This is a genomic window from Enterobacter cloacae complex sp. HYC074_NIDB, from assembly GCF_056673345.1.
Map to the genome: position 1 here is coordinate 1054838 of NZ_CP114214.1, position 12630 is coordinate 1067467.

At 58.2% G+C, this 12630-nt stretch carries 9 protein-coding genes; 7 read left to right on the forward strand and 2 right to left on the reverse strand.

Going from position 1 to position 12630, the window contains the following annotated elements; genetic code table 11:
• Nucleotides 1-86 precede the first annotated feature (86 nt).
• From brnQ to O1724_RS05100, 5 genes are all read left to right on the forward strand, one after another.
• Nucleotides 87-1406, forward strand: coding sequence for a branched-chain amino acid transporter carrier protein BrnQ (gene brnQ, locus O1724_RS05080; RefSeq protein WP_479983922.1), 1320 nt, complete (start codon nucleotides 87-89; stop codon nucleotides 1404-1406).
• A gap of 81 nt (nucleotides 1407-1487) precedes the next feature.
• Nucleotides 1488-2861 carry a proline-specific permease ProY gene (gene proY, locus O1724_RS05085; protein WP_003859117.1) on the forward strand — a complete coding sequence of 458 codons (1374 nt, stop codon included), beginning with the start codon at nucleotides 1488-1490 and terminating at the stop codon, nucleotides 2859-2861.
• A 162-nt stretch (nucleotides 2862-3023) separates the two neighbouring features.
• Nucleotides 3024-4841: a maltodextrin glucosidase gene (gene malZ / locus O1724_RS05090; protein WP_126297076.1), complete on the forward strand. Its 1818-nt coding sequence runs from the start codon at nucleotides 3024-3026 to the stop codon at nucleotides 4839-4841.
• 91 nt (nucleotides 4842-4932) lie between these two features.
• Complete coding sequence (locus O1724_RS05095; protein ID WP_003859115.1) at nucleotides 4933-7542, forward strand: DUF2339 domain-containing protein; 2610 nt, start codon at nucleotides 4933-4935, stop codon at nucleotides 7540-7542.
• Nucleotides 7539-8918 (forward strand): DUF3999 domain-containing protein, encoded by a 1380-nt coding sequence (locus O1724_RS05100; protein WP_045896190.1) that lies wholly within the window; start codon nucleotides 7539-7541, stop codon nucleotides 8916-8918. Before O1724_RS05095 ends, O1724_RS05100 begins: the two co-directional genes overlap by 4 nt.
• Before the next feature lie 48 nt (nucleotides 8919-8966).
• Here the strand turns inward: O1724_RS05100 and O1724_RS05105 are convergent, their stop codons facing one another.
• Entirely contained in the window at nucleotides 8967-9569 is a 603-nt protein-coding gene (locus O1724_RS05105) for a peroxiredoxin C (protein WP_003859113.1), read from the reverse strand.
• A 127-nt stretch (nucleotides 9570-9696) separates the two neighbouring features.
• Nucleotides 9697-10278, reverse strand: coding sequence for an ACP phosphodiesterase (acpH, locus tag O1724_RS05110; protein WP_023315511.1), 582 nt, complete (start codon nucleotides 10276-10278; stop codon nucleotides 9697-9699).
• A gap of 92 nt (nucleotides 10279-10370) precedes the next feature.
• Here acpH and queA point away from each other — a divergent pair, with 92 nt between their 5' ends.
• Entirely contained in the window at nucleotides 10371-11441 is a 1071-nt protein-coding gene (gene queA / locus O1724_RS05115) for a tRNA preQ1(34) S-adenosylmethionine ribosyltransferase-isomerase QueA (protein ID WP_109948420.1), read from the forward strand.
• 53 nt (nucleotides 11442-11494) lie between these two features.
• A complete protein-coding gene (gene tgt, locus O1724_RS05120; protein ID WP_003859110.1) occupies nucleotides 11495-12622 on the forward strand; it encodes a tRNA guanosine(34) transglycosylase Tgt in 1128 nt (375 codons plus the stop codon).
• Nucleotides 12623-12630 lie beyond the last annotated feature (8 nt).

The window sequence follows — 12630 nt, forward strand, 5'->3', positions numbered from 1 at the left end:
TGAGCAAATTTTCCGCTGTATCGTCCCATCAGGGATGGCGAAAATCTCAACGTATTCAACACCACATCCACAGGCAGTAAGGTTTTATGACCCATCACTTGAAATCGCGTGACATTATCGCGCTGGGCTTTATGACATTTGCGCTGTTCGTTGGCGCAGGTAATATCATTTTTCCTCCAATGGTTGGCTTACAGGCGGGTGAACACGTCTGGACGGCTGCGTTTGGCTTCCTGCTTACTGCCGTGGGCCTGCCGGTACTGACCGTTATCGCGCTGGCGAAAGTCGGTGGCGGTGTGGACAGCCTCAGCACCCCGATTGGCAAAGTGGCTGGCGTTCTGCTGGCAACCGTCTGCTATCTGGCCGTTGGCCCGCTGTTCGCGACCCCGCGCACGGCGACCGTCTCCTTTGAAGTGGGTATCGCCCCGCTGACCGGTGACGGCGCGATGCCACTGTTTATTTACAGCCTCATTTACTTCGCCATCGTGATTCTGGTTTCTCTCTATCCGGGCAAACTGCTGGATACCGTAGGTAACTTCCTGGCACCACTGAAAATTGTGGCGCTGATTGTGCTGGCGGTTGCGGCCATTGTCTGGCCTGCGGGGCCCATCAGCTCCGCGATGGACGCCTACCAGAACGCGGCGTTCTCAAACGGTTTCGTGAACGGCTATCTGACGATGGATACGCTTGGCGCGATGGTGTTTGGTATTGTTATCGTTAACGCCGCGCGTTCCTGTGGGGTGACCGAAGCGCGCCTGCTGACTCGTTACACTATCTGGGCTGGCCTGATGGCCGGTGTCGGCCTGACGCTGCTGTATCTGGCGCTGTTCCGTCTGGGTTCAGATAGCGCAACGCTGGTCGATCAGAGCGCAAACGGCGCGGCGATCCTGCATGCTTACGTGCAGCACACCTTTGGTGGTGCAGGCAGCATGCTGCTGGCGGCGCTGATTTTCCTGGCCTGTCTGGTGACGGCTGTGGGTCTGACCTGCGCCTGCGCGGAGTTCTTCGCTCAGTATCTGCCGCTCTCTTACCGCACGCTGGTGTTTATCCTCGGCATCTTCTCCATGGCGGTTTCAAACCTCGGTCTGAGCCACCTGATCCAGGTGTCAATTCCGGTGCTGACGGCTATCTATCCGCCATGTATCGTGCTGGTGGTGCTGAGCTTCACCCGCCCGTGGTGGCATAACTCGACGCGAATTATTGCGCCGGCCATGTTTATCAGCCTGATTTTTGGTATCCTTGACGGGATCAAAGCATCAGCATTTGCAGAAATCCTGCCAGCCTGGACACAGCGTCTGCCGCTGTCCGAGCAGGGCCTGGCCTGGCTGATGCCTTCCGTTGTAGCGCTGGTTCTTGCGATTATCTGGGACCGTGCGGCCGGGCGTCAGGTGACATCCAACGCCCATTAATCAACGGCAACAAATTGTTTAACCACGGGGCTTAAGGCCCCGTGGTTTTTTGTTTTTTTCGTGTTGAATGGCAAGATTTTAATGGAAAGCACTAACAAACTTAAACGTGGATTGAGCACCCGCCACATCCGCTTTATGGCGCTGGGCTCGGCTATCGGCACCGGTCTTTTTTATGGCTCGGCAGATGCCATCAAAATGGCCGGTCCAAGCGTTCTGCTGGCCTACATCATCGGCGGTGCCGCGGCCTATATCATCATGCGTGCGCTGGGGGAGATGTCGGTTCACAACCCGTCTGCCAGCTCGTTTTCACGCTATGCACAAGAGAACTTAGGCCCGCTGGCCGGGTTTATCACCGGCTGGACTTATTGCTTTGAAATCCTGATTGTCGCCATTGCCGATGTGACGGCGTTTGGCATCTATATGGGGGTCTGGTTCCCTGCCGTGCCGCACTGGATCTGGGTGCTGAGCGTGGTGCTGATTATCTGCGCCGTTAACCTGATGAGCGTGAAGGTGTTTGGCGAGCTGGAGTTCTGGTTCTCCTTCTTCAAGGTCGCGACCATTATCATCATGATCCTCGCCGGTTTCGGCATCATCATCTGGGGTATCGGCAACGGTGGGCAGCCAACCGGCATCCATAACCTGTGGAGCAACGGCGGCTTCTTTAGCAACGGCTGGCTTGGGATGGTCATGTCGCTCCAGATGGTCATGTTCGCCTATGGCGGAATCGAGATTATCGGCATCACCGCCGGGGAAGCGAAAGATCCGGAGAAGTCTATTCCGCGCGCCATCAACTCGGTGCCGATGCGTATCCTGGTGTTCTACGTGGGCACGCTGTTTGTGATTATGTCCATCTACCCGTGGAACCAGGTGGGCACCAACGGCAGCCCGTTTGTCCTGACTTTCCAGCATATGGGCATTGCGTTTGCCGCCAGCATTCTCAACTTTGTGGTGCTGACCGCCTCGCTGTCGGCCATCAACAGTGACGTGTTCGGCGTGGGCCGTATGCTGCACGGCATGGCGGAGCAGGGCAGTGCGCCGAAGGTGTTTGCCAAAACGTCGCGTCGCGGCACCCCGTGGGTAACGGTGCTGGTCATGACCGTGGCGCTGCTGTTCTCGGTCTACCTGAACTACATCATGCCGGAGAACGTCTTCCTGGTGATTGCGTCACTGGCGACCTTCGCCACCGTGTGGGTATGGATCATGATCCTGCTGTCGCAGATTGCGTTCCGTCGCCGCCTGTCGCCAGAAGAGGCCAAAGCGCTGAAGTTTAAAGTGCCGGGCGGCGTGCCAACGACCATTGTCGGTCTGATCTTCCTGGTCTTCATCATTGGCCTGATTGGTTATCACCCGGATACCCGTATTTCCCTGTACGTGGGCTTCGCGTGGATCGTCCTGCTGCTGGTGGGCTGGATGTTTAAATGTCGCCGCGATCGTCAGCTGGCGGAAGCACAGTAACATTCTTTTCCCCTCTCCCCGTGGGAGAGGGTTAGGGTGAGGGCATCAGGCTGCACTGATGCCTCCTCCCCCGTCCTCCTCCCCCAATAAATCCCATCATGGTGAGCTATCCTTAATCACCCTGTGGCAAGGTGACGTCAATTTCATCAAAGGGGATTCGTGATGTTAAACGCCTGGCACCTTCCGGTTGCCCCATTTGTTAAGCAAAACAAAGACAACCTTGTGATTACGCTCTGGCTGGCAGGGGACAATCAGCCTGAACGTGTGACCCTGCGCGCCGAAGTGGATAACGAAGAAACGTCGCTGAAAATGCACAAAGTGCGCAGCCAGCCGCAGCCGGGCGTCACGGCGTGGCGGGCAAATATCGATTTGCGCAGCGGGCAACCGCGTCGCCGCTACGGCTTCAAGCTGCTGTGGAACAACCGCCAGCTGTGGTTTACCCCGCAGGGTTTCAGCCGTTTCCCTCCGGCCAGGCTGGAGCAGTTTGCCGTGGATCATCCGGATAACGGCCCGCAGTGGGTTAACGATCAGGTCTTTTACCAGATTTTCCCGGACCGCTTTGCGCGCAGTGAAAAGCGCACCGTCGATCAGGACAAGGTTTATTACCATCATGCGGTCGGTCACGACATCATTCTGAAAAAATGGGACGAGCCGCTGACCACCCAGGCGGGGGGATCGACCTTTTACGGCGGCGATCTCGACGGTATCAGCGAAAAACTGCCGTACCTGAAAAAGCTCGGCGTGACGGCGCTGTACCTGAACCCGGTGTTTAAAGCGCCAAGCGTGCACAAATACGATACGCAGGACTACCGCCACGTTGACGAGCAGTTTGGCGGTGACGAAGCGCTGCTGCGGCTGCGGCACAACACGCAAAAAGAGGGTATGCGCCTGATCCTTGATGGCGTGTTCAATCACAGCGGTGATTCTCATGCGTGGTTTGACCGTCACAATCAGTCGATGGGCGGCGCATGCCATAATCCGGACTCACCGCAGCGTGACTGGTACAGTTTTGACGAGAATGGCCGCGCCCTGGACTGGCTGGGCTACCCGAGCCTGCCGAAGCTTGATTTCCAGTCGCCATCGCTGGTGAATGAGATCTACGGCGGCGACGACAGCATCGTGCGCCACTGGCTGAAAGCGCCGTGGAACATGGACGGCTGGCGGCTGGACGTGGTGCATATGCTGGGTGAAGCAGGCGGGGCGCGGAATAACCTTCAGCATGTCGCCGCCATTACCCGGTCGGCAAAAGCGGCCCGGTCGGAAGCATTCGTCTTCGGGGAGCACTTTGGCGACGCGCGTCAGTGGTTGCAGGCTGATGCAGAAGACGCGGCGATGAACTATCGCGGCTTCACCTTCCCGCTGTGGGGTTTCCTCGCTAACACCGATATCTCTTACGATCCGCAGCATATTGACGCCGAAACCTGCATGGCGTGGATGGAAAACTATCGCGCTGGCCTGTCGCATCAGCAGCAGCTGCGGATGTTTAACCAGCTCGACAGCCACGATACCGCACGCTTTAAATCGTTGCTGGGTAAGGATGTGGCGCGTCTGCCGCTGGCGGTGACCTGGCTCTTTACCTGGCCGGGCGTACCCTGCATCTACTATGGCGATGAAGTCGGGCTGGACGGCAACAACGATCCGTTCTGCCGTAAAACCTTCCCGTGGGAGCCTGAAAAGCAGGCTCAGGATCTGTTCAGCCTCTACCAGCGCATGGCGACGCTGCGCAAGCAGAGCCAGGCCCTGCGATACGGGGGCTGTCAGGTGATGTACGCCCACGATAACGTGGTGGTGTTTGTCCGCGTCTATAACCAGCAGCGCGTGCTGGTGGCGATCAACCGGGGCGAGGCGTGTGAAGTCGTGCTGGAAGATTCACCGCTGCTGGCTGGTAAAATGTGGAAGAGCAAAGAGGGTAAAGCGACGTTCCAGGGGAGCGTGCTCACGCTGCCAGCGATCTCCGCTGCGGTCTGGTTCGGCAGCTAAGCGCAGGCAGAATGGTTTTCACCTTTTAAGATGGCGCAAATGCAACGATTTGTGTCAATCTTAACGGATCGTTTACGGTGAAGGTGGAAACATGGACGAGCTTTACATCCTTGGCTGTTTGTTCCTGGTTTTTGCGCTGGTCGTGGCACCCGTGCTCGCGGTGATAGGCTTTAACCGAAGCACGGCGGCGCGGCAGGAGATCGCCCGGCTTCGCCAGCGCATTGAGGCGCTCGAGCAGCGTAGTGTGGCTGAGAAAGCACCGGAGCAGGTGCAGACCGCCGCGCCGGTGAAGACGCCAGCGCCGGTGTCAGAGGCCGTTAACGCACCTGTCGATCCCTGGCGTCCCGAACCGCCCGTCACTGAAGCAGAGCCTGTGCCTGTACCGGCGGCAAAACGTCCTTCCGCCTTTGGCGGCATCCTGTCCTCGCTGACGCGCTGGTTTATGCAGGGCAATCCGCTGGCAAAACTGGGGATTGTACTGCTCTTCCTCGGCCTCTCTTTCCTGCTGCGCTATACCGTTGAACATTCACTGTTTCCGCTTGAGCTGCGTCTTGCCGCCACGGCGCTGTTTGCCATGGTTCTGCTGGCCGTTGGATGGCGGCTGCGGCACAGGCAGCGGATCTACGCGCTGATCCTCCAGGGCGGAGCGACCGGCGTGCTTTATCTGACCGTCTTTGGCGCATTCCGGCTGTGGCAGATGCTGCCGATGACGCTGGCGTTTGCGCTGCTGGTGGTGATTTGCGCGGCGAGCGTCGGGCTGGCCGTGTTGCAAAAGGCGCTGAGCCTTGCCATGCTGGCGAGCCTCGGCGGATATCTTGCGCCGCTGCTCCTGTCTACCGGGGGCGGTAGCTTTGTGGCGCTATTCTCCTTCTATCTCCTGCTGTCCATCGGCATTCTCGTCATCAGCATCTGGCAGCACTGGCGCGAGCTCAACCTGCTCGGGCTGCTCTTCACGTTTGGCGTTGGCGGGGTGTGGGGACTGAGCGACTACCAGCCGGAAGACTATGTTATTTGTCAGCTGTTCCTGATTGCCAATACGCTTATTTTTGGCGTGTTTAGCGTGGCGCTGTCGCTGCGGGCGCAAGAAAAAGGCAAACAGATTATTGACGGCGTACTGCTGTTTGCTCCGCCGCTGATTGGTTTTGGGATGCAGTATGGCATGACGTCTCACTGGACGTACGGCCCGGCGCTAAGCGCGCTGGGCTATGGTGCGTTTTACCTCTCGCTGGCGTTTCTCGCGCTGCGGCGTTACCCCTCCATCGGACGACCGCTGGTTATGGCGGCGCTGGCGATCGGCGGCGGGTTTGCCACGCTTGCCATTCCGCTGGCGCTTTCAGCGCGCTGGACGGCGATGGCCTGGGCGCTGGAAGGGCTGGGTATTCTTTGGTTGGGCGTGCAACAGCAGCAGCGGCGCATGAGCTATAGCGGGACGGCGTTGCTGGTGCTGGCGCTCGGCAGCGCGATATGGGCGCAAATGGACGGCGTCACTTCGCTGAGCCTCCTGCTTATTTTCGCAGTGCTCAGTCTTTGCTGGCTGGCTGCGGCCTGGCTGTGGCAGAAAATCGCGCTGCCGGGCAGCTGGGCATTGCTGGCCGGTGGGTTGCTGTTCTGGTTAGTGGCGTTGCTGGGCGCGTCGCAGTTGTTCCTGAAGCAGGAGTTATCGCTTCTGGCAGGCGTGCTGGCGCTGACGGCGGCGTCGGCTTGGGGATGGCGGCAGGCTGCCGCTCGTCTGGCATGGTGGGAGCTGGATGCCAGCAAATGGCTGCTGTGGCCGGTGATGCTGCTGATGGTGCTGTATCAGGTCTCGCACCAGCAGATTCTGGCGGCCGGCTGGGCAAATCTGGCCTGGGCTATCGCGCTGCCTGCCGCCCTGATGCTGCTGCGGCGCGACGAAGATAAACTTCTGCCGCGCATCTCAATGGGGCTGCATCTGTCGCTGTTGTGGATGATTTTACTCGCCCTTGCCGCCGAGCTTTACTGGTTTGCCCGCTCCCTGCCATGGGGCATGGCGGCCTGGGGAAGCGGCATTGCGATGGCTGTCGGCGGTGGGGTGATTATGGCGCTCTCCGCGGCCGTACGGCGTCGCGGATGGCCTTTCCGGGTATGGCCTGCGCTCTACGCCTGCCTTGCCGCGATCCCTGTGGTTGTGGCGCTGGTGGTATTGCTGGTCGTGACCAATTTCCAGGACGGTGTGGTCTATCGACAGACCTGGCTGCCGCTGGTGAACCCGCTTGAGGAAGGGGCGGCGTTCGCGCTGCTGGGGCTGGTAGTATTTTATCGGGCAGTGGATCGCTACTATCCGGCATCGCTTGCGCAGTCCCGACCTTGGCCCGCCGTTGTGCTGATGGCGCTTGGCTTCTGGTGGCTCAACGGCGCGTTGCTGCGTGCGCTGGCGTGGTACGGCGAGGTGGCCTGGAACATGGAATCGCTGTGGCATTCGCGGCTTATTCAGACCACCTTTGCCCTGTTCTGGATGTTCTGCGCGCTGGTGGTGATGATCCGCGCCACCCGTCAGGCCTCCCGTCAGCAGTGGCTTGGCGGTGCGGCGCTGCTGGGGGTGGTGATGCTCAAACTGATGCTGGTGGACAGCGCGGGCGGTGGCGGCCTGGCGCGCGCCGTCGCGTTTATTGGCGTGGCGATCCTGGTCCTGATTGTGGGCTATTTCTCGCCGCTACCGCCTAAAGCAGGAGAAGAAAAATGAAATGGATGAATGCGGTTGTTTGTGCAGCACTGCTGGCCATGGCCGGTCCGGCATTCAGCGAGGGCGCGCCAGCGGAATCCCCGCGGGATTATGCCTACGGCCTGTCCCTTGATACCTCTGCATCTTCGCCGTGGTATCGGGTCATGCTGCCGCTGGCGATTTATCAGCAGAGCACATCGCCCGATCTGCGCGACGTGCGCGTGTTTAATCAGTCGGGCGAGCCTGTACCGTTCAGCCTGGTTACTACGACGCGTCCGCAGCCGGCACCGACCACCACGGCGCTGCGCCTTTTTGCGCTTAACGCCTCGCCGGGCGGGGAAGAGGACAGCGGCGATAAAATTATGCTACGGGCCAGAAACGGTGTGGAAATTGTGCTGGAAGGGCAACACGCTGCGGCTGCCGGACAGCACTATCTGCTGACCCTGCCGGAAAACGCGACGGAGGTTCCGCTCTCTCAGCTCCAGCTTTTCTGGGACACGCCGCAGGGCTCGTGGCAGGGAACGGCATCGGTCTATTACAGCGAGGATCTGAAAAACTGGTATACCTTGCGCGAAGAGATGCCCCTGCTGGACGTGATGAGTGGACAGGATCGCCTGAAGCTCGACCGCATCGATACCGATCTGGTGTTATCACCTGAGGCGAATCGCTATCTGCTGCTGGTGCTGAACACGGGACGTTCTGCCCTGACGTTAACCGGCGTCAACGCGATTAACGCGCCTGCGCAGCCGGAATCAGAGCACATTAGCCTGGCGGGAGAGGGGGAGCGGTTATCCGAAAGTGAAGCCGTGTGGCGCTGGAAACATCCGCAGCCTCTGAGTGCGATCGCCTTCATGCTGAATGACGACGGCGTTCTCCCGGCAGAAATAGCCTGGCGGGGGGCGGACAAGGATCGATGGCATACGCTGAAAAAAGAGGTGATCTACCAGCTCGGCGGCAAAACGGCTGAACCTGTTCCGCTCCCGGGCGGGCTGGTCGAGGCGGTAAAAATCAAGACCCTCAATGCGCGTTTGCCCGAGAACCTGCCGGGCGTGATAGGGCAGCGCGTGCGCTACGATCTGGTGTTTAACGCGCAGGGGAAGGGGCCGTACCTGCTCGCGTGGGGGAACGGGGCTGCGAAACCGGCGAGCGTGGAGACGGATATGCTGATCCCGACCGAACTGCGTAAAACCTACGATCTGGCAGCCTTGCCGATGGCGGATACGCTGGAACCTGTCCCGCTGGGGGGCGAGGCGCGTTTAACCGCGACGTCTGCGGCTGAGCAGGAAAGCAGAATGAAAACGCTGATGGTCTGGGGCGTACTGATTGCGGGGGTGATGGTGCTTGCGGGTATGGCATGGCGCATCTGGCGCGAGGTAAAAAAAGACGGCGCAGCATAAGCCATAAAAAAACCCGCGTATTCGCGGGTTTTTCGTAAACCGTGTCGATTACAGGCTGGATACGTTCTCAGACAGGTATTTAGCTACGCCGTCTGGGGAAGCCGCCATACCTTCTTTACCTTTTTCCCACTGCGCCGGGCACACTTCACCGTGCTCTTCGTGGAACTGGAGCGCGTCAACCATGCGCAGCATTTCGTCGATGTTACGACCCAGCGGCAGATCGTTCACAACCTGGTGACGAACGATGCCGTTTGCATCGATCAGGAAAGAACCACGCAGTGCAACGCCAGCGTCCGGATGTTCGATACCGTAAGCCTGCTGGATTTCGCGTTTGATGTCCGCAACCATCGCGTATTTCACCGCACCGATGCCGCCGTTTTCGACAGGGGTGTTACGCCATGCGTTGTGTACAAATTCAGAGTCGAAGGAGACGCCAACCACTTCCACGCCACGCTTCTGGAATTCTTCGTAACGTTTGTCGAACGCGATCAGCTCAGACGGGCAAACGAAAGTGAAGTCCATTGGCCAGAAGAACAGAACGGTCGCTTTACCGTTGGTATGCTGTTTGAAGTTGAAGTTTTCAACGATTTCACCATTGCCCAGAACGGCGGCAGCTGTAAAATCCGGAGCCGGACGAGTTACCAGAACCATATGATTCTCCTGTAGATACTAAGGTTATTTGGAACGCAACGCGGGCCAGTATAGAGGCAGTACGGGAATAAGACAAAGAGGTGGTAACAATCGTTCCACCAGCTTTTACCTATCAATCATACCGGCATCACAGTTCTTTATTTTTCGCCTGCGTCATCATACGCGGGTAGAACTGCCAGAAGCGGGTTTCCAGCGCATCGTAATGTTCATCCAGGTCATGCCATGAGTCGCGCAGCGCGTCCAGACGCGGTCGACGGCTCGCCATGCCGTTCAGGACGTTCTGAATGAAATCCATCTCGCGGTATCGCTCCAGCCAGCGTTCAGACCAGAGATAGTTATTCAGATTCACAAAGCGCGGCGGGGAGTCCGGCAAAATGATCGACACCTGCGCGTGGGCGTAGCGCACAAACTCAGGCAGCGACATATCAGGCGACAGCTGCGGCCAGTGGCGCGACAGGAAATGATCCCACATGACGTCGAGCGTGATCGGCGCCACCCGTCGCGTTTCGGGGCGGAACCAGGTTTTGGCTTCCGTCACTTCCGGCAGGTTATCGGTCAGCACGTCGATGCGGCGGTGCATAAAAATCCCGTCGACAACCTCAGGGGAATACTCTTCCGCCGGGTTGCCGCGTACAAAATCGGCCAGCAAATTGCCGGAGAGGGAGCTGTCCGCGAGGTGAGCGAGATGCAGGTGAGCGAGAAAATTCATGCGTTTTCGTTGTCCGGTGGCGGCTAGTTGTTGCAGCAAAAGGGTGTGAGCACTAGACTATGCCGCCTGTTTTTAAGTCACGAGTATACGTCATGCGCGTCGCCGATTTCTCCTTTGAACTACCTGAATCCCTGATTGCTCACTACCCCATGCCTGAGCGTAGCAGCTGTCGCTTGCTGTCACTGGACGGGCCAACGGGCGCGCTGACGCACGGTACTTTCACCGATCTGCTCGACAAGCTCAACCCTGGCGATCTGCTGGTCTTTAACAATACCCGCGTGATCCCGGCGCGTCTGTTTGGCCGTAAAGCCAGCGGCGGTAAGATTGAGGTGCTGGTCGAACGTATGCTCGATGATAAACGTATTCTGGCACATATTCGCGCCTCCAAAGCGCCGAAGCCGGGAGCTGAGCTGCTGCTGGGGGATGACGAGAGCATCAAAGCGACCATGACCGCGCGTCACGATGCGCTGTTCGAGGTGGAGTTCAACGACGAGCGCACGGTGCTTGATATCCTCAACACCATCGGCCACATGCCGCTGCCGCCGTACATTGAGCGCCCGGACGAAGAGGCCGACCGCGAGCTGTATCAGACCGTCTACAGCCAGAAGCCTGGCGCGGTTGCGGCGCCAACCGCGGGCCTGCACTTTGATGAACCGCTGCTGGAAAAATTGCGCGCGAAAGGCGTTGAGATGGCCTTCGTGACGCTGCACGTCGGCGCGGGGACCTTCCAGCCGGTGCGCGTGGACAGCATCGAAGATCACATCATGCACTCTGAGTATGCCGAAGTGCCGCAGGAGGTTGTGGATGCGGTGCTGGCGGCGAAAGCGCGCGGTAGCCGCGTCGTGGCCGTCGGTACAACGTCGGTACGTTCCCTTGAGAGCGCCGCGCAGGCCGCGAAAAGCGAGCTGATTGAACCGTTCTTTGGCGATACGCAGATTTTTATCTACCCGGGCTATCAGTACAAAGTCATTGATGCGCTGGTGACCAACTTCCATCTGCCTGAATCGACGCTGATTATGCTGGTTTCCGCGTTTGCGGGGTATCAGCATACGATGAACGCCTACAAGTCTGCGGTAGAACAAAAATATCGCTTTTTTAGCTACGGTGACGCGATGTTTATCACGTACAATCCGCAGGCTTTGAATGAGCGTGTCGGGGAATAAGTCCGCGGCACTGTGTTACAACGTTGGACTGTTTTTCTGACGTCGGAGAAAAAATGAAATTTGAACTCGATACCACCGATGGTCGCGCGCGTCGCGGTCGTCTGGTGTTTGATCGCGGCGTGGTAGAAACCCCCGCGTTTATGCCTGTGGGCACGTACGGCACCGTAAAAGGAATGACGCCGGAAGAAGTTGAAGCCACTGGCGCACAGATTATCCTCGGCAACACCTTCCACCTGTGGCTGCGTCCAGGCCAGGAGATCATGAAGCTCCACGGCGATCTGCACGACTTCATGCAGTGGAAAGGCCCCATCCTCACCGACTCCGGCGGTTTCCAGGTCTTCAGCCTGGGCGATATCCGTAAGATCACTGAGCAGGGCGTACACTTCCGTAACCCGATCAACGGCGATCCAATCTTCCTCGATCCAGAAAAATCCATGGAGATTCAGTACGATCTCGGCTCCGATATCGTAATGATCTTCGACGAATGTACGCCATACCCGGCGGACTGGGACTACGCCAAGCGTTCTATGGAGATGTCCCTGCGTTGGGCGAAGCGTAGCCGCGACCGTTTTGACTCCCTGCAAAACAAAAATGCGCTGTTCGGCATTATCCAGGGTAGCGTTTACGAAGATTTACGCGATATCTCGGTTAAAGGTCTGGTAGAGATAGGCTTTGATGGCTACGCTGTCGGCGGTTTGGCTGTGGGTGAGCCGAAGGAAGATATGCACCGCATTCTGGAGCATGTCTGCCCGCAAATCCCGGCGGATAAACCACGATACCTGATGGGTGTGGGTAAACCAGAAGATCTGGTGGAAGGCGTACGTCGCGGCATTGATATGTTCGACTGCGTTATGCCAACCCGAAACGCGCGTAACGGTCATCTGTTCGTTACCGATGGCGTGGTGAAAATCCGAAACGCGAAGCATAAGAGTGACACCAGCCCGCTCGATTCCGAGTGCGATTGCTATACCTGTCGCAATTATTCTCGCGCGTACCTGCATCATCTCGATCGTTGCAACGAGATTTTGGGGGCGCGTCTCAATACCATTCATAATCTTCGTTATTATCAGCGCTTAATGGCTGGTTTACGTAAGGCTATCGAAGAGGGTAAATTAGAGAGCTTCGTGACCGATTTCTACCAACGTCAGGGGCGGGATGTTCCACCGTTGAACGTTGATTAATTTTAATA

Bases quoted from the DNA above. Each gene is read 5' to 3' on its own strand.
- brnQ (WP_479983922.1), top strand. From the start codon at position 87: ATGACCCATCACTTGAAATCGCGTGACATTATCGCGCTGGGCTTTATG.
- proY (WP_003859117.1), top strand. From the start codon at position 1,488: ATGGAAAGCACTAACAAACTTAAACGTGGATTGAGCACCCGCCACATC.
- malZ (WP_126297076.1), top strand. From the start codon at position 3,024: ATGTTAAACGCCTGGCACCTTCCGGTTGCCCCATTTGTTAAGCAAAAC.
- O1724_RS05095 (WP_003859115.1), top strand. From the start codon at position 4,933: ATGGACGAGCTTTACATCCTTGGCTGTTTGTTCCTGGTTTTTGCGCTG.
- O1724_RS05100 (WP_045896190.1), top strand. From the start codon at position 7,539: ATGAAATGGATGAATGCGGTTGTTTGTGCAGCACTGCTGGCCATGGCC.
- O1724_RS05105 (WP_003859113.1), bottom strand. From the start codon at position 9,569: ATGGTTCTGGTAACTCGTCCGGCTCCGGATTTTACAGCTGCCGCCGTT.
- acpH (WP_023315511.1), bottom strand. From the start codon at position 10,278: ATGAATTTTCTCGCTCACCTGCATCTCGCTCACCTCGCGGACAGCTCC.
- queA (WP_109948420.1), top strand. From the start codon at position 10,371: ATGCGCGTCGCCGATTTCTCCTTTGAACTACCTGAATCCCTGATTGCT.
- tgt (WP_003859110.1), top strand. From the start codon at position 11,495: ATGAAATTTGAACTCGATACCACCGATGGTCGCGCGCGTCGCGGTCGT.